This window comes from Streptomyces sp. NPDC002104 (assembly GCF_053593795.1).
Genome location: NZ_JBSFDF010000032.1, coordinates 1 through 21,262 on the forward strand (window position 1 = coordinate 1; position 21,262 = coordinate 21,262).

18 protein-coding genes are annotated in these 21,262 nt (G+C 70.9%); 10 read left to right on the top strand and 8 right to left on the bottom strand.

The window, feature by feature from the left end; genetic code table 11:
* The 3 genes from ACWCP2_RS24830 to ACWCP2_RS24840 all read right to left on the bottom strand — a co-directional run.
* Positions 1 to 5,792 (bottom strand): amino acid adenylation domain-containing protein (locus ACWCP2_RS24830; RefSeq protein WP_450910784.1); only part of this gene is annotated, 5,792 nt, incomplete at its 3' end.
* 119 nt (positions 5,793 to 5,911) lie between these two features.
* Entirely contained in the window at positions 5,912 to 6,127 is a 216-nt protein-coding gene (locus ACWCP2_RS24835) for an MbtH family protein (protein ID WP_450910785.1), read from the bottom strand.
* Positions 6,128 to 6,166: 39 nt separating this feature from the next.
* The gene (locus ACWCP2_RS24840) at positions 6,167 to 7,207 is read right to left on the bottom strand and encodes a methyltransferase (RefSeq protein WP_450910786.1); all 1,041 of its coding nucleotides are present in this window, start codon (positions 7,205 to 7,207) and stop codon (positions 6,167 to 6,169) included.
* A gap of 316 nt (positions 7,208 to 7,523) precedes the next feature.
* Between ACWCP2_RS24840 and ACWCP2_RS24845 the strand changes: the two genes are divergently transcribed.
* Positions 7,524 to 8,681: a glycine amidinotransferase gene (locus tag ACWCP2_RS24845; RefSeq protein ID WP_450910787.1), complete on the top strand. Its 1,158-nt coding sequence runs from the start codon at positions 7,524 to 7,526 to the stop codon at positions 8,679 to 8,681.
* A 137-nt stretch (positions 8,682 to 8,818) separates the two neighbouring features.
* Here ACWCP2_RS24845 and dpgD read toward each other — a convergent pair whose 3' ends face one another.
* Positions 8,819 to 9,622, bottom strand: a complete 804-nt coding sequence (dpgD, locus tag ACWCP2_RS24850) for an enoyl-CoA-hydratase DpgD (protein ID WP_450910788.1) — start codon at positions 9,620 to 9,622, stop codon at positions 8,819 to 8,821.
* A 38-nt stretch (positions 9,623 to 9,660) separates the two neighbouring features.
* On the opposite strand from dpgD, the gene dpgA reads away from it, so the two are divergent.
* The 8 genes from dpgA to ACWCP2_RS24890 all read left to right on the top strand — a co-directional run bounded on the left by dpgA (position 9,661) and on the right by ACWCP2_RS24890 (position 17,405).
* Positions 9,661 to 10,791, top strand: coding sequence for a 3,5-dihydroxyphenylacetyl-CoA synthase DpgA (gene dpgA / locus ACWCP2_RS24855; RefSeq protein WP_450910845.1), 1,131 nt, complete (start codon positions 9,661 to 9,663; stop codon positions 10,789 to 10,791).
* Positions 10,792 to 10,808: 17 nt separating this feature from the next.
* Entirely contained in the window at positions 10,809 to 11,504 is a 696-nt protein-coding gene (gene dpgB / locus ACWCP2_RS24860; RefSeq protein WP_450910789.1) for an enoyl-CoA-hydratase DpgB, read from the top strand.
* Entirely contained in the window at positions 11,501 to 12,853 is a 1,353-nt protein-coding gene (dpgC, locus tag ACWCP2_RS24865; protein WP_450910790.1) for a (3,5-dihydroxyphenyl)acetyl-CoA 1,2-dioxygenase DpgC, read from the top strand. Before dpgB ends, dpgC begins: the two co-directional genes overlap by 4 nt.
* A 6-nt stretch (positions 12,854 to 12,859) precedes the next feature.
* A complete protein-coding gene (locus ACWCP2_RS24870) occupies positions 12,860 to 14,152 on the top strand; it encodes an aminotransferase-like domain-containing protein (protein WP_450910791.1) in 1,293 nt (430 codons plus the stop codon).
* Positions 14,149 to 15,357, top strand: coding sequence for a cytochrome P450 (locus ACWCP2_RS24875; RefSeq protein ID WP_450910792.1), 1,209 nt, complete (start codon positions 14,149 to 14,151; stop codon positions 15,355 to 15,357). The genes ACWCP2_RS24870 and ACWCP2_RS24875 overlap by 4 nt, the downstream gene beginning before the upstream one ends.
* 14 nt (positions 15,358 to 15,371) lie before the next feature.
* Positions 15,372 to 15,584 carry a ferredoxin gene (locus ACWCP2_RS24880; protein ID WP_450910793.1) on the top strand — a complete coding sequence of 71 codons (213 nt, stop codon included), beginning with the start codon at positions 15,372 to 15,374 and terminating at the stop codon, positions 15,582 to 15,584.
* 31 nt (positions 15,585 to 15,615) lie between these two features.
* On the top strand, positions 15,616 to 16,755 hold the full coding sequence (locus ACWCP2_RS24885; RefSeq protein ID WP_450910794.1) for a glycine amidinotransferase: 1,140 nt from the start codon (positions 15,616 to 15,618) through the stop codon (positions 16,753 to 16,755).
* Between the two features lie 269 nt (positions 16,756 to 17,024).
* Complete coding sequence (locus ACWCP2_RS24890) at positions 17,025 to 17,405, top strand: hypothetical protein (protein ID WP_450910795.1); 381 nt, start codon at positions 17,025 to 17,027, stop codon at positions 17,403 to 17,405.
* A gap of 132 nt (positions 17,406 to 17,537) precedes the next feature.
* On the opposite strand, the gene ACWCP2_RS24895 is transcribed toward ACWCP2_RS24890, so the two are convergent.
* Positions 17,538 to 18,158, bottom strand: a complete 621-nt coding sequence (locus ACWCP2_RS24895; protein ID WP_450910796.1) for a hypothetical protein — start codon at positions 18,156 to 18,158, stop codon at positions 17,538 to 17,540.
* Positions 18,159 to 18,604: 446 nt separating this feature from the next.
* Between ACWCP2_RS24895 and ACWCP2_RS24900 the strand changes: the two genes are divergently transcribed.
* Positions 18,605 to 19,855, top strand: a complete 1,251-nt coding sequence (locus ACWCP2_RS24900; RefSeq protein WP_450910797.1) for a helix-turn-helix domain-containing protein — start codon at positions 18,605 to 18,607, stop codon at positions 19,853 to 19,855.
* Positions 19,856 to 19,867: 12 nt separating this feature from the next.
* On the opposite strand, the gene ACWCP2_RS24905 is transcribed toward ACWCP2_RS24900, so the two are convergent.
* From ACWCP2_RS24905 to ACWCP2_RS24915, 3 genes are all read right to left on the bottom strand, one after another.
* Complete coding sequence (locus tag ACWCP2_RS24905; protein WP_450910798.1) at positions 19,868 to 20,029, bottom strand: hypothetical protein; 162 nt, start codon at positions 20,027 to 20,029, stop codon at positions 19,868 to 19,870.
* Between the two features lie 140 nt (positions 20,030 to 20,169).
* Entirely contained in the window at positions 20,170 to 20,355 is a 186-nt protein-coding gene (locus tag ACWCP2_RS24910) for a hypothetical protein (protein ID WP_450910799.1), read from the bottom strand.
* A gap of 97 nt (positions 20,356 to 20,452) precedes the next feature.
* Positions 20,453 to 21,184, bottom strand: coding sequence for a thioesterase II family protein (locus tag ACWCP2_RS24915; protein ID WP_450910800.1), 732 nt, complete (start codon positions 21,182 to 21,184; stop codon positions 20,453 to 20,455).
* Positions 21,185 to 21,262 lie beyond the last annotated feature (78 nt).

A 21,262-nucleotide genomic window follows, 5' to 3' on the forward strand; every position in this document is an offset into this window, starting at 1 on the left:
ATGAGGTGGTCGAGGTTTTCGTCGGTGCGTCCGGCGATGGGGGTGCCGATGGGGATGTCGGTGCCGGCGCCGAGTCGGGTGAGGACGGTGGCGAGTGCGGCGTGCATGACCATGGTGAGGGTGGTGCCGGTGGTGCGGGTGAGTTGGGTCAGTCGTTCGTGGAGGTCGGTGCCGAGGTCGATTTCGAGGGATCCGCCGCGTTGGGTGGGGTGGGTGGGTCGGGGTCGGTCGGTGGGGTGGGTGAGTTCGGCGGGCAGGTCGGCGAGGGCCTGCTTCCAGTAGGCGAGTTGGGTGTTGAGGGTGGAGTGGGGGTCGTCGGTGGTGCCGAGGAGTTCCTGCTGCCACAGGGTGTAGTCGGCGTACTGGACCGGGAGTTCGGTCCATTGGGGTGTCTGGTGGGTGAGGCGGGCGGTGTAGGCGTGGCTGAGGTCGTGGGTGAGGGGGCCCATGGAGGCGGCGTCGCCGGCGATGTGGTGCAGGAGGACGAGCAGGACGTGCTCGTTCTCGGCCAGGGTGATCAGGGTGACCCGGATCGGGAGCTCGGCGGACAGATCGAAGACGTGGCTGCCGAGCACATCCAGCAGCCCGGGCAGTTCACTCTCGGAACACCGGGCCCGGTGCAGTTCGGCGGGAGCGGAAGGCAGGACGGCCTGCAGCACCAGCTCGTCGGACTCGCGGTAGACGGTGCGCAGGACTTCGTGCCGGACCAGCAGATCACCGAGTGCCGACTCCAGCGCCGCGGCGTCCACGGGACCGTTCAGCCGGTAGCCGACGGGCAGGTTGTACGTCGTACCGGACGGCGCGAGCCGGTCGAGGAACCACAGGCGCTGCTGCGCCGGTGACGCGGGCAGCCGGTCCGGCCGCGGCGCGGGGCGCAGCGCCGCCCTCGGCCGAGCGGCCGCTGCCAGAGCGACGGCCAGCGCGGCGGGCGTCGGGGCCTCGAAGACGCTTCGGACGGAGAGATCGCGTCCGAGGACGACACGGATCCGGTTGATGAGCCGGGTGACCAGCAGGGAGTGGCCGCCCAGGTCGAAGAAGTCGTCGTCCGCGCCGACCGTGTCGGCGCCGAGGACCTCCGCGAACAGGGTGCACAGCACCTGCTCGTCGGGCGTGCGCGGGGCGCGGCCGGAGGCTCCCGCATAGGTCGGGGCGGGCAGCGCCCTGCGGTCCAGCTTGCCGTTCGGGGTGAGCGGCAGTGCCTCGACCACGACGAAGGCGGAAGGAACGACGGCCTGGGGCACGCAGGCCGCGACGTGCCGGCGGATCGCTTCGGCGGCCGGTGCGCAGCCGCCGGGCGCGGTGACGACGTAGGAGACCAGGCGGCGGTCGCCCGGGCGGTCCTCGCGCAGCACGGTGGCCGCCTGCACGATCTCGGGCATGCGGCAGATCACGGCGTTGAGTTCGCCGAGTTCGACCCGGACACCACGGATCTTGACCTGGTCGTCGGCGCGTCCGAGGAAGGCGAGGCCGCCCTGCGCGCCGAAGCGCACGACGTCACCGCTCCGGTACATCCGCTCCCCGGGGAGGCCGAACGGGTCGGCGACGAAACGCTCGGCCGTGAGGCCGGGGCGGTTGAGGTACCCGTGGGCCAGCCCGCTGCCGGCGAGGTACAGCTCGCCGGGCACACCGGCCGGGACCGGTCGCAGCTGTTCGTCGAGGACGTACAGCCGCGTGTTCCAGATCCCGTCCCCCAGGGGCGCCGTGCTCGGCCAGCCGTCCACGGCGGCCGGCAGGGTGGCGCTGGTGACGGCGTGGGTCTCGGACGGTCCGTAGTGGTTGTGCAGCAGCAGACCGGGCCGGGCCGCGTGGAAGTCACGTACCAGGTCCGTCAGTTGGAGTGCCTCACCGCCCTGGGCGACGTGGCGCAGGGCCGTGAGGGCGAGGTTCTGCTCGTTCGCGGCCTCGTACACCGCCGCGATGACCAGGTCGGGGGCGAAGAACTCGGTGATGCGCTGCTCGTCCAGCCAGCGGGCGAGCCGGGCGGGGTTGAGCCGGGTGTCCTCGTCGGGTACGCACAGCGTCTTGCCGTTGAGGAGCGCGGTGAGGATCTCGTGCTCCGAGGCGTCGAAGCTGACGGCGCTGAACTGCGAGACCCGGGAGCCGGGTTCGCAGGGGAACACCGTGGCGTTCCAGGCCAGCAGGTTGATCAGCACGCGGGCCGGGAGCACGACGCCCTTGGGGCGGCCGGTGGACCCCGAGGTGTAGACGACGTAGCCGGGGGTCTCCGAGGTCAGCCGCGCGGGCCGGTCGCCGTCCGTCGGGTCGTTGCCGGCGGCCTGCGCGAGCCGGACGAGGGTCGGCGCGCCGTCGAGGTCGAGGACCTGTGTGCCCTCGGGCAGTACCGCCGAGGACCGGCCGTCGACGATGCACACGGCGGGGCGCGCGTCCTGGAGGATGAACTCGATGCGGTCCTGCGGATAAGCCGGATCGATGGGCAGGTAGGCGGCGCCCGCCTTGAGGACCGCGAGGAAGGCGACGATGAGCCGGGTGCCGCGCGGCAGGGCCACCGCGGCGTACGTGCCGGGGCCGATCCCCTGGGCGAGCAGCACGTGGGCCAGGCGGTTGGCCCGGTCGTTGAGTTCGGCGTACGTCAGGTCGCCGTCCGGCGCCGAGACCGCCAGGGCCTCGGGCGTACGCGCCACCTGGGCCTGGACGAGTTCGGCCAGCGAGGCGTCCGGCAGCTCGGTGCGGGCGGCGTCCGCCCTGCGCAGGATCTCCTCGCGTTCACCGGCGAGGAACAGGTCGAGGGCGGACAGGGGCCGATCGGGATCGGACACGGCACGTGTGAGGAGCGCCAGGAACCGGCGCGCCAGCAGCTCGGCCGTGGCCGGCTCGAACAGGTCGGTGGCGAAGTCGAGCCGTCCGCTCACCCCGGCCGCGGAGCCGTCCTCGGCGTACCGCTCGGTGAAGCCGAACAGCAGGTCGAACTGGGTCGTGTCCGTGGCCAGTTCCTCGGAGGACACCGTGAGGCCCGGCAGCGAGAAGGCGTAGCCGTCCGGGTTCTCCAGCGTCAGCATGACCTGGAACAGCGGATGGCGGGACAGCGAGCGGGCCGGGTTCACGGCTTCGACCACCCGGTCGAAGGGGACGTCCTGGTGCTCGTAGGCCGCGAGGTCGAAGGCCCGTACCCGGTCGAGCAGGGTGTGGAAGCTCGGGTCGCCCGAGGTGTCCGTCCGCAGCACCAGCGTGTTGACGAAGAAGCCGATCAGCCCGTCGAGGTCGGCCTCGGTGCGGCCGGCGACCGTGCCGCCGATGGGGATGTCGGTACCGGCGCCGTGGCGCGTGAGCAGACCGGCGACGGCGGCCTGCAGCACCATGTGGACGCTGGTGCGGGTGACACGGGTCAGCCGGGTGATCGCCGCGTGCAGCTCCGGGCCGATCTCGAACGGAACCGTGCCGCCGCCGAACCCGGCCACGGCGGGACGGGGGTGATCGGCCGGGAGCTCCAGCTCCTCCGGGGCGCCGGCCAGGGCCTCCCGCCAGAAGTCCAGCTGGCGGGCGGCCAGGTCCCCGGAGTTCTCCTCGGAGCCGAGCAGCCGGCGCAGCCACAGGGTGTAGTCGGCGTACTGCACGGGCAGCGGCGACCACTGCGGGGCCCGGCCCGAGAGCCGCGCGGCGTAGGCCTCGTGCAGTTCCCGGGTCAGCGGCCCCATCGACAGGCCGTCGGTGCCGATGTGGTTGAGGGTGAGCAGCAGGACGTGCTCCTGCGGTCCGGCGCTGAACAGCCGGGCGCGCAGCGGGACGTCGGTGGTCAGGTCGAAGGGGGAGAGGGAGGCTTCGCGCAGTGCCGCGGCGAGGTCCGACGGGCGCTCCACCGGCAGGCTCGGGCGGGCCGAGTCCGGAGCGAGCACGACCTGGCAGGGCTCGCCCTCGTGTTCGGGGAAGACGGTGCGCAGACCCTCGTGGCGGTCGAAGAGGTCACCGAGGGCCGCTTCCAGGGCCACCGGGTCGAGCGGGCCGTCGATGCGGACGGCGATGGGCAGGGTGTACGTGGCCGACGGACCCTCCAGCCGGTGGTGGAACCACATCCGGTACTGGGAGGGCGAGAGCGGTACGACGCGGGGGCGGGCGGCCGGGCGGAGCGCGAGGCGGGCCTGCGGAGCCCCCTCGATGACCTCGGCCAGGGCGGCGACGGTGGGGTTTCCGAAGACCGCCGCCACACCCAGGTCGATGCCGAACGCCGACCGGATGCGGCTGACCAGGCGCGTCGCGTGCAGCGAATTGCCTCCGAGGAGGAAGAAGTCGTCGTCCACGCCGACCCCGGACCGCTGCAGCGTGTCGGCGAAGAGCCGGCAGAGCGCCTGCTCGCGCTCGGTGCGGGGGGTGCGGCCGGGGCGTGCCCCGGCGGTGGGCGCGGGCAGGGCGCGGTGGTCGACCTTGTGGTTGGCGGTCAGGGGCAGCTCGTCGAGGGTGACGAAGGCGGCCGGGACCATGTAGGCGGGGAGCCGGTCGGCGAGCCGGGCGCGCAGCGCCTCGTGGTCGGCTCCGCCGGGCCCCTCGGGAACCACGTACGCGACGAGCTGCTTTTCGCCCGCCGCGTCCTCGCGGGCGGTCACGACGACCTGTCGCAGGCCGGGGACGCCGGCGAGCGCGGCCTCGATCTCGCCGAGCTCGACGCGGTACCCGCGGATCTTGATCTGGTCGTCGGCACGCCCGGCGAATTCGAGCAGACCGTCGTGGTTGAGGCGGCCCAGGTCGCCCGAGCGGTACATGCGGGCGCCCGCCGGTCCGTACGGGTCGGCGACGAACCGTTCGGCGGTCAGGCCGGGCCGGCCGGCGTAGCCGCGGCCCAGCCCGGCTCCGGCGAGGTAGAGCTCGCCGGTCTCACCGATGGGGGAGGGGCGCAGGGCCCCGTCGAGCACGTACGCGCGCATTCCGTCGAGCGGCATGCCGATCGGGACCTGGTCCGGGACGTCGGCGGCGCCGGTCCAGGGGAACTGCGTGGCGTAGAGGGTGGTCTCGGTCGGACCGTAGGTGCCGCGCACGAGGGTGCCGGGGCAGCGCTCCAGCACGCTGCGCACGGCGCCGGCCGGGATGACGTCTCCGCCGGTGAGGACCTCGCGGACGCCGGCGAAGCAGTCCGCCCGCTCCTCGGCCATGACGCGGAACAGACCGGCGGGGATCTCGGCGGCGGTGATCCGCTCCTCGGCGATCAGGAGGGCGAGCCGGTCCACGGTGAGCTCGGCGTCGGTCGCGATGACCGCCGTGCCACCGTGCAGCAGCGGGTACCAGAGGGAGTACGTCGAGGGGTCGAAGGCGTACGAGGCGACGAGCAGCACCCGGTCGTGGGCGCCGGCGGCGGTGAACATCGTGTCGCCGACGAGGTCGGTGACGTTGCGGTGGGTGATCGCCACGCCCTTGGGCGTCCCGGTGGACCCCGAGGTGTACATGACGTAGGCCAGCTCGTCGGGGTGAGTGGCCGTACCCGGTTCCACCCACTCCGCGGCCGCGGCCGCCTCCGCATCCGTACCGGGCAGGTCGGCCACGACGACGGTGGCTGCCTGGGGGGCCCGGTGGCGCATGACGGTGTCGGTCAGCAGGACGGGAGCCCCGCTCTCGGCGGCGATCCACTCCATGCGCTCCCGAGGGAACGCGGGGTGCAGCGGCAGGTAGTACGAGCCCGCCTTGAGCACGGCCAGCAGCGCGACGACCAGCTCCACCGACCGGTCCATCAGGACCAGCACCGGCACTTCGGCGCCGGCGCCCCCGGCGGCCAGCCGCTGCGCCAGCCCGGTCGCCCGGTCGTCCAACTGCCGGTACGTGAGGCTGCGGCCGGCACACCGCACGGCCACCGCATCGGGCGTGCGTGCTACCTGTGCCCGGAAAGACGCCGGAACCGAACCCGCGATCATCGTCACTCGCTTCTAGAGATGGTTGTCGCCGCCGCCGGCAACGCAATTGCTGAGGGAGGTCAGGAAGCCCGGTCCATCTGGGCAACCAGGCTGAGCGGCCGCATGTCGGTCCAGGTGGTGTTGATGTGCTCGACACACGAAGCGCGGCCGGCGGCGCCGAAGGTCACGGTCCAGCCCGCCGGGACGTCGACGGAGCCGGGCCACAGGGAGTGCTGGCCCTCGTCGTTGACCAGTACGAGAAAGCTGCCGTCGGCGTCGTCGAAGGGGTTGGCCATGGATGTCTCCTCAGGAAGGGGTGGTCGTGGTGCGGGGCGTCACTTCACGCCGAGCGTGAGGCCGTGCTCGTAGGGCAGTCCGCCGATGGTCTCCACGGCGGTGAATCCGACCTCGCGCAGCCAGCCCTCGTAGTCGCGGGCCGGGTAGGCCATGCCCTGGCCGCTGGCCAGCACGTTGAAGTAGAGGCCGAGACGGGCGCCGAAGATGCCCGTGGTCTCGTCGTCGGAGACGTTGTAGCCGTAGACGAAGACCTTGCCGCCGGCGGGCAGGGCGTCGTAGGCCTTCTTCATGAGGCCGAGGATCTGGTCCTCGGAGAAGATCTCCAGGATGTGGCTGAAGAGGACGGCGTCGGCGCCGAGCGGGAACGCGTCGTTGAAGACGTCGCCGGCGTGGAGTTCCACCCGGTCGGGGAAGACGGCGGCCGCCTTGTCCTCGCCGAGCTTGGAGACGCTCGGCATGTCGAAGACGGTGGAGGTCAGCTGCGGGTGGTGGGCCACGAGCCGCGCGGACGTGGTGCCGTCGCCGCCGCCCACGTCGAGCAGCTTGCGCACGGACTCGAACTCCGGTCGCTGGACGAGCGCGTCGACGGACTGCAGGGTGAAGGCACTCATCGCCCGGTGGAAGACCGCTTCGAGTTCCGGGTTGCGCGACAGGCGCTGGTAGAGCGTGGGCTCGTCGCCGGGGTAGCTGTCGAGGGCGGTGTTCGTGCCGGCCTTGAGCGCCGTGGTCATCTGCGCGAACGCCGGGTAGTAGACCTCCTTCCAGCCCACGATGATGTGGCTCCAGCTGTCCTCGGCGTCCGAGGCGAGCAGGTCGGCGGCGACGGCGGAGTTGGAGTAGTTCCCGTTCTCCCGGCGCAGCAGGCCGGTGGTGCACACGGCCTGGAGCAGGACGCGCAACTGGTGCGGCGGCATGTCCGTGAAATTGCGGATGGCGGTGAAGTCCGAATCCGGGTGGTCCGCGAGGAAGTGGAAGATCCTCAGCTCGACCGTGGTGGCGACCGCGTTGAACAGAGCGGGCGCGTTCACCAGGAACTGGAAGCGCTCGAAAACCGGGTCTCCGCTGTGCGAGATGTCCATGATGCCTGTGTCTCCTCGTCGTGCCCAGGGGGTGGCCTGGTCCGGGTCGGACATGACCGTATGCGGGGCTGACACCCCCGGCGGGAGCATTGGCAAGTTCTTGCCAAACCGTGCGTGGCGGACCCCGGACATTCCTTGAGCCGGATGCGCCGTGGCGTGACATCTCCCAGCTAGAGGGCGAGGGAGCCTTCACGGTCAGGTGAAACGTGAGATGGCAAGAACTTGCCATGCGGGTTCATGGAGAGATTCCCCGGGCGTAGCGTTCGGGCCTTGGAACGGCGTGGAGCCGGAAGAGGAATCGAGGAATCGAGGAACCGTGCAGCTGAACAGCTTTGATGAGTGGTCGCCCCTCAAGGAGGTGATCGTCGGCTCTGCCGAGAACTACGTCTCGCACGAGCGGGAGCTGTCGTTCGACCTCTTCTTCCACGACAACATCGCCAAGGACAACTCCTCCCGCTCCGAGTGGTACTATCCCCGGCTCTCCTCGCGCGGCGCGGACCCGTCCAAGGCGCATGAGCGGGTGCCGATCAAGGAGCGGTACGTCGCGGAACTGAACGAGGACCTGGAGCACATGGCCGAGACCCTCGCGTCGCTCTCGGTCAACGTCCTGAGGCCGACCGATGTGGACGCGGCGATGAACGAGGTCAGGACGCCGGCCTGGTCCGCCTCGGTGGTTCCGCCGCTGAACGTCCGGGACAACACGCTGATCGTCGGCGACGAGATCATCGAGACCCCTCCCATGATCCGCTCGCGCTACTTCGAGACGCAGTTCCTCAAGCCCCTCTTCCAGGAGTACTTCCGCAAGGGCGCGCGCTGGTCGGTCATGCCGAGGCCGATGATGACCGACGCGTCCTTCGACCTGTCGTACGTACGGGCCAGCACGGCCGGGGGTCCCACCGAACCCATCGAGGACCCGCAGCCCTCGCCGTACGACGTCGGGCTGGAGATGATGTTCGACGCCGCACAGTGCCTGCGGCTCGGCCGGGACATCGTGGCCAACATCTCGACGGCCAACCACGCACTGGCCGTCGACTGGCTGGAGCGGCACCTCGAGGGCCGGTTCCGGATCCACCGGGTGCACGGGCTCAGTGACAGCCACATCGACAGCATGGTGCTGGCCCTGCGGCCCGGCACGCTGCTGGTGCGCTCCGCGGAGGTGGCGGAGCTGCTGCCCGAGCCGCTGCGCACGTGGGACCTCATCGTGCCGCCGCCGCCGGAGGGTGACAACTTCCCGCGCTACGACGACGACGACCTCGTCCTGACGAGTCCGTTCATCGACCTGAACGTGCTCTCCGTCGGCCCGGACACCGTCCTCGTCAACGAGGCGTGCCCCGAGCTGATGAGGAAGCTCGAACAGCACAAGTTCACGGTCGTGCCCGTCCGCCACCGCCACCGGCGGCTGTTCGGCGGCGGTTTCCACTGCTTCACCCTCGACACGGTGCGTGAAGGCGGAGCCGAGGACTACTTCGGCTGACGGGCCCGACCGCCCGACCGCCCGACCGCCCGGCCGCCCGGCCGCCCGGGCACGGGCGCGCCGGTGCCGGGGCCGGACGGTGGAACCCGCCCGGCCCGCCCGGACCGGCCGGGCGATCGCCCGGCCGCCCGGACCGTTCAGCGGGCCTGCCAGCGGGGTGCGCGCTTCTCGGCGAAGGCCACCGGCCCCTCGATCGCGTCCTGGCTGTGCATCCGCCGCTCCTCCCACGGGTAGCGGGTGGCGAATGCCTGCTCCAGCGTCATCGAAGCGGACTTCGTGGCCGCCTCCTTGATCGCCCGGACGGACAGCGGGGCGCACCGCAGGAGATCCGCCACCCAGCCCTCGACGCACGCGTCGAGATCGGCGGCGGGTACCACCTCGTTGACCAGGCCGAGTTCGTAGGCGCGTCGGGCGTCCATCGGCCGGCCGGTCAGCAAGTGGCCCAGCGCCGTCTTCCACGGCAGTTGCCGGGTCAGCCGGAACACGCCGCCGGCCCCCGCCATGAGCCCGAGCTTGGCTTCGGGCAGGGCGAAGGTCGCATCTTCGGAGGCAATGACGATGTCGCACGACAGGGCGAGTTCGAATCCGCCGCCCATGGCGTACCCGCGTACCTGCGCGACGACCGGCTTGGCCAGGTCGAACCGTTCGGTGAGCCGGGGCCACCCCGGTTTACCGCGGCTGCCGAAGGTGGAGGGCGCCGCCGTACCCGCCTGCTCACGGCCGGCGAGCTCCTTCAGGTCCTGTCCGACGGAGAAGGCGCGCTCGCCGGACCCGGAGAGAACCGCGACCCACATGTCGTCGTCGGATTCGAAATCGTCCCAAATTTCGGCGAGTTCCTCGTGCATGCGCAGATTCATGGCATTCAGGACTTCGGGCCTGTTGAGCGTGATCCGGGCAAGGTTGCCGAACTTCTCGTAAGACACTGTTGATTGCTGTGACATGGAATGATTGTAGCTTCCTGGAGTCGAGTGTGAAACTGATGGAAAATCCCCCGCAGATTGCAGGTATCGGCACTGCCGTGCCCATGACTTCGTATACGCAGCAGGAGATGATCGACGAGTTCGGAATCACCGATCCGCGTATACGTTCAGTCTTTCTGAACGGTGACATCGAGCGTCGTGGCCTTTCCCTGCCGCCCATGCTGCCGGATGGCACGCGGGCCACCGAAACGCAGGGCGAACTGCTGCAGAAGCACACCCGGAACGGCCTGTCCATGGGGCGCGAGGCCATCGAGGCCTGCCTGAAGGACGCGGGCGCGACGCTGGCGGACGTCCGGTACCTCTGCTGCGTCACCACGACGGGCCTGCTGACGCCGGGGTTCTCGGCCCTCCTCATCAAGGAGATGGGGATCGATGTCCACTGCTCCCGCCTGGACATCGTCGGCATGGGCTGCAATGCCGGACTCAACGCCCTGACGGCGGTGTCCGGTTGGGCCAACGCCCACCCGGGCGAGCTCGCCCTGCTGGTCTGCATCGAGGCCTGCTCCGCGGCCTACGTGTTCGACGGGACGATGCGCTCGTCCGTGGTGAACAGCCTCTTCGGCGACGGATCCGCCGCTCTCGCGGTGATCTCGCCGGGCGGCGCGGGGGAGGGCGTGGAAGAGGGCGTGGAAGAGGACGGGCAGACGGACGGGGAGGCGGACGCGACGCCGGACGCGGCCGCCGGCCTCGGGCCCGCCCTCCTCAAGTTCTCCAGCTGCATCATTCCCGACGCCGTCGACGCGATGCGCTTCGACTGGGACGACTCGCACGGGAAATTCAGCTTCTACCTGGATCCGGAAGTCCCCTACGTGGTCGGAGCGCACGCCGAGATCGCGCTGGACCGCCTCCTGGCGGGAACCGGCCTGGGCCGTTCGGACATTTCCCACTGGGTGATCCACTCGGGTGGAAAGAAAGTGATCGACTCGGTCCGGGCGAACCTCGGTCTGAGCCGCCATGACGTACGGCATACGACCGGCGTGCTGCGGGACCACGGAAATATGTCCAGTGGGTCGTTCCTTTTCTCCTATCAGCGTTTGCGCGCCGAGGGTGTGGCCCAGTCCGGTGATTTCGGAGTGTTCATGACCATGGGTCCCGGATCGACCATCGAAATGGCCCTGGTTTCGTGGTGACGGAAGGAATAACTGTCGTGAAGAACATTCATAGCGTGGAGATCGACGCAACACGCCCCCTGGCGGAGCTCACGGTTGCCGTCAACGACCTCTGCGGCGCGCTGGAAGGCCTGGCGGACAAGGCCGCCGTGGTGCTGCGGCTGACCACCGTCGCGGCCGGCACCGTGGAATGGCCGGGCGGGATCAGCGTCTCCACCGTCAACCGCTGGGAACGGGCCGTCCGCCGGCTGGAGAAGCTCGACGCGGTCACCGTGGCCGTCGCCGAGGGCATCTGCGCCGGCCCCGCCCTGGACCTGCTGCTGGCCGTGGACTTCCGGGTCGGCGCGCCGGGCCTCGTCGTGGAACTTCCCGTCAACGAGGGCCACTTCTGGCCCGGTATGGCCCTCTTCCGCCTCGTGCAGCTCCTCGGGGTGCGCAGGGCCCGCCAGCTCGTGATGTGGGGCGCCGACATCGCCCTTCCGCGCGCCGTCGAGCTCGGCCTCGTCGACCACGCCGGAGACGACATCGAGGAGGCGGTGCGCGCGGCGGCGGCGCTCACGGGCCGGTTCGCGGACCGCGAGACGGCTCTGCGCCGCCAGCTGATCTCCGAGGCCGCGACGGCCGGATACGACGAAGCGCTCGGCATCCACCTCGCGGCCTGCGACCGGGAACTGCGCCGCCTGCGTGCCGAGGCGGCGGACGTACCCCGACTCGCCGGACAGGCCGCGTCATGACGGGGGTCGCCATCCTCGACGAGCCGCCCGTCCCGGCGCCGCCGGCCTACTGCGGAGACCTGACCGCCGATACGGCCCTGCTGGCGGCCGCGGCCGCGGAGGAAGCCGGGCAGCTGGCGGTCCTCCCCGCCAAGCCGGAGCGCGGCGCGGCGCAGCAGCAGGCCGCGGAGCGGGCCCTCACGGCCGGCCGTACGGCACGCCGCCTCTTCCTGGCCCGGCACGCCGAAGCCGTGTACGACGTGCTGACCGAGGGCCGGACCCGCCCGGTCCGCCTGCCCGACCTGGTGTTCGCGGCCGCCGACCGGTTCCCCGGACTGACGCCGACGCGGGCCGAGATGGCCGCCGAGGACGCGTGCGTCCAGGCGCACAAGGACGGCCGCGAGATCGACCAGGGCCTCTTCTGCCACGCGGTGCTGAACTCGCCGGTCGCGGGCCCCCACCTGATCGACGCCATGCTGGCCCCCACGCCGCGGGCACGGGAACTGCTCGCCGGATTCCGCGCCACCGACCGCGTCGAGCTGGAGTCGGTGCTCCTCGAACGGCGGGGCCACACGGCCCATGTGACGTTCCGCAACGCACACTGCCTCAACGCCGAGGACAACCGCCTCATCGCGGATCTGGAGACGGCGGTCGACCTGGTTCTGCTGGACGACCGGGTGCGCGTCGGCGTGCTCCGGGGCGGCGAGGTGGACCACCCCCGCTATGCGAACCGCCGCGTCTTCAGCGCCGGCATCAACCTCAAGGACCTGCGCAACGGGAACATCTCCTTCGTCGGGTTCCTCCTCGGCCGGGAGCTCGGCTACATCAACAAGATGTACCGGGGCCTGCTGATCGCACCCGAGCACGAGGCCTGGGCCGAGCGCACGGTGCAGAAGCCCTGGATCGGGGCCGTGGACGCCTTCGCCATCGGCGGAGGGATGCAGCTGCTGCTCGTCCTCGACCACGTCATCGCCGAGGACGGTGCCTACTTCAGCCTCCCGGCCGCCGAAGAGGGCATCGTGCCCGGCCTCGGCAACCTGCGGCTGTCCCGCCTGACCGGCGCCCGCGCCGCCCGCCAGATCCTGCTGGGCGGCCGTCGCATCGCCACGGACGACCCGCAGGCCGGCCTGGTCTGCGACCAAGTGGTTCCGGCGGCCGCGATGGACGAGGCCGTCGAGAGCGCCGCGGCCGGCCTGGCCGCCCCGGCCGTCGTCGCCAACCGTCGCATGCTGGGCCTCGTGGAGGAGCCGCTGGACCTGTTCCGCCGCTACCTGGCCGAGTTCGCGCTCGTCCAGGCCGCCCGCTCGTACAGCGACGACGTCCTCGCCAAGGTCGAAGGCCGCTGGCAGCGTTCACGGTCGCGTGGGTGACCGGGCATGGTACTTCTCTCCCCGTCCCGCCTGCACGACTCGCTCGGGGCACCCGTCCTCGGCTCGATCGGATTCCTCAATGAGGTGATGGGCCGCTTCCCGGACGCGATCTCCTTCGCGCCGGGCGCCCCGCACCCCGACACCCTGCCCGACCCCGACATCCAGCACTACACCGACCGTTTCCTGCGCCACCTCGGCGAGCGGGGGATGGGCCCCGAGCGGGCCCGCCGCATGCTCTTCGAGTACGGGCCGAGCCGCGGCATCATCAACGACATCGTCAGCGAGGCGCTGTGGCGCGACCACGGCATCGAGACCTCGCCCGAGGACGTCGTCGTGACCGTGGGTGCCCAGGAGGGCATGTTCCTGGTCCTCAGGGCCCTGTTCGGATCCGCCGAGGACATCCTCGCCGTGGCCGATCCGTGCTTCGTCGGCATCACCGGCGCCGCCCGGATGCTGGGCCTGGACGTGGTGCCGGTCGCCGAGGGAACCCAGGGCATCGACCTGGAGGCGCTGACCGCGGCCTGCCGCGATGCCCGGCTGGCCGGCCGCGCCGTCCGGGCCCTCTACGTGGCTCCCGACTTCTCCAACCCCGGCGGCGGGCGCATGCCGCTCGCAAGCCGTCACCGGCTCCTCGAACTGGCGGAGCAGGAGGACTTCCTGATCCTGGAGGACAACGCCTACGGGTTCACCGCCACCGTCGCGTCCTCGATGCCCTCGCTCAAGGCCCTGGACACCGGCCGCCGGGTCGTCCACATCGGCACGTTCGCGAAGGTCGCCTTCCCCGGCGCCCGGGTGGGCTACGTCGTCGCCGACCAGCGGGTCGGAGGGCAGAGCGGCCCCACCCGGCCGCTCGCCGCCGAACTGGCCACGCTCAAGACGATGGTCACCGTCAACACCTCTCCGCTCTCGCAGGCCGTCATCGGCGGCATGCTGCTCGAACACGGCGGCTCGCTGGCCACCCTCGGCCGTCACAAGGCGGAGTTGTACCAGCGCAATCTGACCTGCCTCGCGCAAGCCCTGGACCGGCACCTGACCGGCGTGGCACCGCCGGGCGTGCGCTGGAACCGGCCGGAGGGCGGCTTCTTCGTCCGGGTCCACCTGCCGGTGCGCGCCGACCCCGCGCTGCTGGAGGTGTCGGCAGCGAAGTACGGGGTCCTGTGGACCCCGATGGAGCAGTTCTACGCCGGCGGAGCCGGAGACCACCAGATCCGCCTCTCGTGCAGCTACCTCGACCCCCGAGAGATCGAGGAAGGGGTCCGGCGCCTGGCCGCGTTCTTGACCAAGGAGATCGGAACATGACCCACCCCGCGAACACGACCCGCACGGACGCCCACCCCACCGTGCGGACCACCCCCTTCGACCCGCCCCCGGAGCTGGCGAAGTACCGGCAGGACGAGCCCGTCCGCCGGATGCGCTACCCCGACGGCCACATCGGGTGGCTGGTCACCAGCCACGCCCTGGCCCGCAAGCTGCTGGCCGACCCGCGCTTCAGCGCCCGCTCCGAGTTCAAGCGGGCACCCGTGTCCCGCCCCGGGGTCGACCCCTTCTACGGGGCGCGGGCCCTGCCGGGGTGGCTCGTCGACATGGACGCCCCGGAGCACACCCGGCTGCGTCAGCAACTGGCCGGGAAGTTCACCGCGCGCCGGATGCGGGAGATGCGCCCCGGGATCGAGCGCATCGTCGAGGACCTGCTGGACGCCATGGCCGCGCGCGGTGGCCCGGTCGACCTCGTCGAGGCCTTCGCGCTGCCCGTTCCCTCCCTGGTGATCTGCGAGCTGCTCGGGGTCCCGTACAGCGAGCGGGCCGAGTTCCAGCGCAACAGCGAGATCCTCTTCAGCCTCACCGCGACCGCCACCGAGGCCTCGGAGGCCATGGACCGGCTCTACGGGTTCCTGCGCGGGCTGGCCTCGGCCGGAGCCGCCGGCTCCGGCGGGGGACTGCTGAGCATGCTCGCCGCCGACGGCACGCTCGACTCCGAGGAGATCGCGGGTGTCGGCGTCCTGCTCCTGACGGCCGGGCACGAGTCCACGTCCAGCTCGCTGAGTCTGAGCACCCTGGCGCTGCTGGCCCACCCGGACCAGCTGGCCCGGCTCCGCGACGATCCCTCCCTCACGGACAACGCCGTCGAGGAGCTGCTGCGCTACCTGTCCGTCTTCCACTTCGGTGTGCCGCGCACGCCGCTGGAGGACACGGACTTCGAGGGCCACCTGTTCCGGGCCGGTGAGTCGATCACCGTATCCATCCCGGCCGCCAACCGCGACCCGGGCTGGTTCGCGGATCCCGACCGGCTCGACTTCAGCCGCAAGACCGCCGGCCACATGGCCTTCGGCTTCGGCATCCACCAGTGCCTGGGACAGAACCTCGTCCGCATGGAGATGCGCACGGCCCTGCCCGCGCTGTTCCGCCGGTTCCCGGACCTCGCCCTGGCGATCCCGGCGGAAGAGGTCCCGCTCGCCTCGGACATGAGCGTCTACGGAGTCCACCGCCTTCCGGTCACCTGGTGAGGAACCGAAACCCCATGCACATCACGATCGAGCCCGACGCCTGTGTCGGTTCGGGGCAGTGCGCCCTGGCCGTGCCCGAGGTATTCGACCAGGACGATGAGGACGGCACGGTCGTCCTCCTCGACGAGAGGCCGGCGCAGGACCTGCACGCCGCCGTCCACGAAGCCGCCGGGCTCTGCCCCGTCCAGGCGATCCTCGCCGCCGCGGCGGACGACACCACACGATGAATTCCGAACACGCCCCCGGAGGGTCACGCACATGCGCCTGAACAGCTACGACGAGTGGTCATCGCTGAAAGAGGTCATCGTCGGCTCGGCCGACAACTACGCCCAGCGGGTCCGCGACCTGACCTTCGACATGTTCATCAGCGACAACCTCACCGGAGCCCGCGGCTACTACCCGTCCATCCGGGTGTCCCAGGACGGGACGACGGCGGAGTCCCCCGAGCGGATCGCCTTCCGCCAGCGCCTCGCCGACGAACTGGTCGAGGACGTCGAAGGGATGGCGGACACCCTGAAGTCCCTGGGCGTCACGGTCCACCGGCCCCTGGCGCCCGAGAAGTTCGACCGGGGCGTCAGCACGCCGTTCTGGTCCGCGCCCGTCACTCCGCCCCTGAACGTCCGCGACAACACGCTGATTCTCGGTGACGAGATCATCGAGACCCCGCCGATGCTCCGGGCCCGGTACTTCGAGACGAAGTTCCTCGCCCCGGTCTTCCAGGAGTACTTCCTCCAGGGCGCGCGCTGGACCACCATGCCGCGGCCGGTGATGACCGACAACTCCTTCGACCCGGGCAACGTGGCCACCGCCGCGCCCAACGTCGAGGTGCCGCTGGACCCGCGGCCCTCCCCGTACGACGTCGGTCTGGAGATGCTCATCGACGGAGCGAACGCCCTGCGCTTCGGCCGTGACGTGATCGTCAACATCTCCAACGCGAACCACGCGCTCGCCGTGGACTGGCTGGAGCGTCACCTCGAAGGCCGCTTCCGCATCCACCGCATGCACAAGCTCACCCAGAGCCACATCGACAGCGTCATCGTCGCGCTCCGCCCCGGCCTGCTGCTGCTGCGTTCCGAGGGAGCCCGCGCCTACCTGCCCGAGGCGCTGCGCAAGTGGGACGTCATCGTCGCGCCCACGCCCGCGCTGGAGGACTACCCGCAGTACGAGAACGGCGACCCGATCCCGCCCAGCCCGTACATCGACCTGAACCTGCTGTCCGTCGACGAGTCGACCGTCATGGTCAACGACGCCTGCAAGACGCTCATCCGGACCCTCGAGGACCACCACTTCACCGTGGTGCCGGTCCGGCACCGGCACCGGCGGCTCTTCGGCGGCGGTTTCCACTGCTTCACCCTCGACACGGTGCGCGCCGGCGGAGCCGAGGACTACCTGGGCTGACCCGTACGACCGCAGGAGAGAGCATCGGGAAGGACGAGGAATGACCACCGCAATTCCGGCCCCGGGCGCGGCCGTATGAGAGGGACGCTGCGCAAGGCCGTGCGACGTACGAAGGTGCTGCTGGTCGGTGTGGTGTGCTGCCCCGTCTGCGTGGCGCTGCACGCCCGGGGGGTCGCCCCCGCCCATCGGGGCGCGGGCCGCTGCGCGCACGACGGCCGCCCCGCCGGCCGTCCCGCCGGCCCGGTCCGCGGACCGGGGAGGCCGGCCGTATGACGGAAGGGCCGTGGGGGCTCGTCGGCGCCCTGACGGAGCTGACGGGCCTGCTCGTCGCCCTGCACGCGGTGGCGGCGGTGCTGTGGCCGGCCGGTGCCACCGGCCGGAGGGGGCTGCCACCGCTGCGCTGCCGGCTGCCCGGGCAGGTCTTCACCGCGGTGCTCCTGGGCTTCGTGGGCGGACAGGTCCTCCAGGGCCTGCCGCCACGGCTCGGGCTGACGCACTCCCTGGCGCTCGGGGCCCCGTTGCTGATCAGCGCGGCCGTGACGGGTGAACTGCACGCCCGCCGTCCGGACTCCCCGATGGGCCCGGCGGTGGCGGTGGCCGTGGCGCTGGTCTGCGGATTCCTCGTGGCGGGGCAGTTCTCCCCGGCATGACGCGAAAGCCGGCGGCCTTCGCGCCGATCAGGGCTCCCCGGCCGGGGAACGCGCAGGATCGGTACGAAGGCCGCCGGTGTTGCCCGGACCGGATCAGAACCCGATCAGGACCTGATCAGGACCCGGACCGGATCAGGAGAGCAGATTGCGCTGCGCCGCCAGGTATCCGGCCTGGAACCGGCTCCGGGCGTCGAGCGAGTCCATGAGGCGGGCGACCGAGCGGCGGTAGGTGCGCAAGGCCATCCCCATGTGGTGGGCGGCCGTCTCGTCCGTGGTGCCGAGCGTGAGCTGGCGCAGCACCTCGCGGGACAGGGGGTTGAGGTCCTGCACCGGGGCCGGTGCGCCGTCCCCGGGCGGCTCCGGGGTGGTCAGCGAGCGCACGAGCAAGGGGATGAACGGCAGCTTGTGCCCGATGAAGGCACCGTCGCTGTAGTCCTTCTGGTTCATGGCCCAGATGACGACGGAACCGTCGATGATCGCCATGCGCGGACTGTGCCCCGTCAGGGCGTGGATCTCCACGCCCTCCTTGGCGAGCTCGGACAGCCGTCCCCCGTGGTGCTCCACCCCGCCCCGTTCGCCCGGTGGCACGAACACCTTCACGCTGACGCCAGAGCCGGCGGTGACGCTGTGCGCGGCCGCCACGTCGACCTGTTCCTTCAAGCCGGACACGTGGGGCACGGCGAGGAGGACCTCCCGGCGGGCCCCGTGGATCACGTGCCGGATCTGCGTAGGCCCGGCGAAGTTCATCTGCATGTCGTCCCCCTCCTTGCTTGCCCGGGAGAGAGTAGAGATCGACTTCCAAGGTTGTCAAATAATTGACACATGCTTGCCAGGGTCGTTCGAGGTGTGCTTGGTTGGGGCTGACCACGGGCGGGATCCGGTCATTCGAATACCGATCGGTAGCCGGTTGATCCTCTCGCTGAGCCCGGGGTGATTTCCGTTTGATCAATGGGGAGGGAACCATGAACCGCCAGCTCAAGAAGGCAGTCATGTGCGTAGGAATACTTTTGACCCTGGTCCTCGGGTACGGGGGATACGCCGGTGCGGGGGCCGGCGGCGACGTGCAGGTGACTGCGGGCGGACCGGATTCCGCCCCGCTCCTGAGGAACGAAATCGGCTGGCCCTGACCGGTCTGTCAAGTCCTGCCTGATGCCTCGTCGAGCTTGACAAGCTTGTCGAAGCCCCGCAGCCTTTATGGCATGCCTAGTCAGGACAACATTCCCGAGCAACCCGTATTCGGGCGGAGACTGCGCGCCCTGCGGGTGGCCTACGGCATGTCGCAGACGGAGCTCGGCGGCACGGAGATCTCGGCCGCGTACCTGTCGCGGCTCGAGTCGGGAGCGCGGCCCCCCACGCCGCGCGTGCTGTCCTACTTGTGCAGCCGGCTCGAGGTGTCGCCGTCCGTGTTCCGCGCTTCCGTGGGCAGCCCGCTCGCCCAGGCCCTGGCCACGATCGCCACCATCGGCGAATCGGTGCAGACGGCCCGGCTGCTCGAGAACGCCCTCGAACAGGAGGAGCCGGACGGGGACGCCTCCCTGCGCTGGCAGGCGCTGTGGCTGCTCGCCCGCTGCTACCAGTCCGAGGGGAAGGCCGCGCAGGAGCTCGAGGCCCTGAAGCAACTGGTCGTCCTCGGTGACGAGATCGGCCAGCTCGACATGCAGGCGCGTGCACGCGTACGGCTCGCCCGTCGGCAGCGGGCCTCCGGGAATCTCCCGGAGGCCCGCACGGCCGCTCTCGAAGCCCACGCGCTGGCCTCCGAGAACGGTTTGGCGCACCGGGACGTCGTCGAGGCGCTGCTGACCCTCATCTCGATCGAAGCGGAGAGCGGTCAACTGGCGGAGGCGCGGTCGCGTGTCGACCGGCTGGTCGAGACGCTCGCCGAGGACATTCCGCCGCGCCTCCAGGTAGAAGCCCTGTGGACGGCCGCCGCCGTGGCCGTGCGCCAGGGTGACCGGGGGGCCACCACCGCTCTGCTGAGCAGGGCGATGGACTGCATGCCCAGCAACGAGGATCCGGTGCTGTGGCTGCGACTGCGCCTGGCGGCCGCCTCCATGTACATGCAGATGGACCCCCGGGACATCGAACAGGCGCGCCGCCGCCTGGTGCAGGCCGCGTCCGCGGCCGATCTGGTGGGGATGCCCCTGCACCATCGGGAACTCCTCATCCTGCAGGCCCAGCTCGCCTTCCACGAAGGGCGGCTCGACGACGCGCGGGAGCTCAGCGACCGCGTCGGGGGAGATGCGGAGGGGGTCGTCGGCCAGGACCGGGTGAGGCTCGACATCCTGCGCAACCAGCTGGCCATCATGGTCGGCGACCGGTCGGATGCCGTGATCGCCATGGAACGGCTGGCCAAGGAGGCCCGGGAGTCGGGCAACGTCGAACTCGCCTCCGAGGTCTGGCGGGCGCTCGCGGAATCCCTGGCGTACGCCAACGGAGTCACCCCCGGCTGACCTTCCGAGGTGTCATCCCGCCGCCGTCATGCGCCGCAGGCCGGCGTACTCCAGGGCGGCGTACACCGCCACCACCAGTGCGCCGATCAGCATGAACACGACGCCGAATCCCGTGAGGGGGACGAAGTCCGCGGCCGCCACCACCAGGCAGGCGGCAGCGGAGCACAGGTTCACCCCGATCTTCCCGATGGACGAGGAAACCGCCCGGCTCCTGCGCGATCACGCGGCGGCCGGCGACCGGACCGGATGACCGGGGCGCCCCGCCCGGGGACGATCCCGTCCACGGTTCCCTCTCCGTGGACGGGGCCCGCCGGTCAGTGGGCTGCGGTACCCGCGGTCGCGGGTGCCGGCCGGTCCACCGCTATCGCGTCCGGGGTGACGGGGTGGACCCGGTCGGCGGTGAATTGCGCGAAGGGGCCGTCGCCGTGGCCCACCAGATGGGCGCAGCAATCCGGACGCCGCAGGCCGGGATGCAGGTCGGAGACTTCCATTCCGTTCATTTCTGCCCCTCTCATCTTCTCTTGTCCTGTGTGGATCGGTTTCGGTCGAGTGGTGCGAGCGGTTCGGACGGTGCGGAGCAGGGGTGTCCCGTGCGGTTCAAAGGGCGCCCGCCGTGCACCGGGTGAGGTCCTCCTTCAGCGCCTCGAACCACAGATCCGCACCGTCCGGCCCGGTGAGGAAGTGGGCGGCTTCGAGGCTCCGCCACGAGAAGTGATCGGTCTCGTCCCGCCACGCCTGCGCCGAGGACGCGGGGATCGCGCCGTCCCGGGTGCCGTGGTAGACGAACACCGGGCACCGCAAGCGGTCATGGGTGGCCGGCCTGACGTAGCTCTCGCTCGCGTGGAGCTCCGCGCGGATGACGGGCAGGAACAGCTCCAGGAACTCCGGATCGTCCCCCAGTTCCGGACTCAGCCCGCCGATCTCGGTCAGTTCGGCGATCAGCCGGTCGCCGCTCAGCGAGCGCCAGTTGATGTGGGGCAGCGGCGTCGCGGGCGACCTCTGGCTCGCCGCGAACACGGCCTCGACCCGCTTCCCGGACGCTTCCAGCCTCGCGGCCATGTCGTAGGCGACGAGCGCCCCGTAGCTGAGCCCGGCGATCGCCAGCCGCTCACTGCGCGCGATCACCGCAGCCAGGTCTTCGATCGCACGACAGCTCATCGACGCGACGTCCGGGAGGGGGTCGTCGAAGAGCCGGGCCTCTCTGCCGGGCAGGTCGGGCAGCACCACTTCGACACCGTCCGGCAGGGCGTCCCGCCATCCCCGGTAGCGCCCCAGCCCACCTCCGGCGTGCGGGAAGCACACCAGGGTCAAGCGTGTCGGGCTCGGCATGTCACACCTCTGCAGATCGGGATCGGGATCGGGATCGGGATTGAGAACGAGAACGAGAACGGGAACGGGATCGGGTCG

Excerpts from the sequence above, each read along its gene's own strand:
- ACWCP2_RS24835 (WP_450910785.1), bottom strand. The coding sequence starts at position 6,127 with ATGGCCAACCCCTTCGACGACGCCGACGGCAGCTTTCTCGTACTGGTC.
- ACWCP2_RS24840 (WP_450910786.1), bottom strand. The coding sequence starts at position 7,207 with ATGGACATCTCGCACAGCGGAGACCCGGTTTTCGAGCGCTTCCAGTTC.
- dpgD (WP_450910788.1), bottom strand. The coding sequence starts at position 9,622 with ATGTCACAGCAATCAACAGTGTCTTACGAGAAGTTCGGCAACCTTGCC.
- dpgA (WP_450910845.1), top strand. The coding sequence starts at position 9,661 with ATGGAAAATCCCCCGCAGATTGCAGGTATCGGCACTGCCGTGCCCATG.
- dpgC (WP_450910790.1), top strand. The coding sequence starts at position 11,501 with ATGACGGGGGTCGCCATCCTCGACGAGCCGCCCGTCCCGGCGCCGCCG.
- ACWCP2_RS24870 (WP_450910791.1), top strand. The coding sequence starts at position 12,860 with ATGGTACTTCTCTCCCCGTCCCGCCTGCACGACTCGCTCGGGGCACCC.
- ACWCP2_RS24875 (WP_450910792.1), top strand. The coding sequence starts at position 14,149 with ATGACCCACCCCGCGAACACGACCCGCACGGACGCCCACCCCACCGTG.
- ACWCP2_RS24880 (WP_450910793.1), top strand. The coding sequence starts at position 15,372 with ATGCACATCACGATCGAGCCCGACGCCTGTGTCGGTTCGGGGCAGTGC.
- ACWCP2_RS24885 (WP_450910794.1), top strand. The coding sequence starts at position 15,616 with ATGCGCCTGAACAGCTACGACGAGTGGTCATCGCTGAAAGAGGTCATC.
- ACWCP2_RS24890 (WP_450910795.1), top strand. The coding sequence starts at position 17,025 with ATGACGGAAGGGCCGTGGGGGCTCGTCGGCGCCCTGACGGAGCTGACG.
- ACWCP2_RS24895 (WP_450910796.1), bottom strand. The coding sequence starts at position 18,158 with ATGCAGATGAACTTCGCCGGGCCTACGCAGATCCGGCACGTGATCCAC.
- ACWCP2_RS24900 (WP_450910797.1), top strand. The coding sequence starts at position 18,605 with ATGCCTAGTCAGGACAACATTCCCGAGCAACCCGTATTCGGGCGGAGA.
- ACWCP2_RS24910 (WP_450910799.1), bottom strand. The coding sequence starts at position 20,355 with ATGAACGGAATGGAAGTCTCCGACCTGCATCCCGGCCTGCGGCGTCCG.
- ACWCP2_RS24915 (WP_450910800.1), bottom strand. The coding sequence starts at position 21,184 with ATGCCGAGCCCGACACGCTTGACCCTGGTGTGCTTCCCGCACGCCGGA.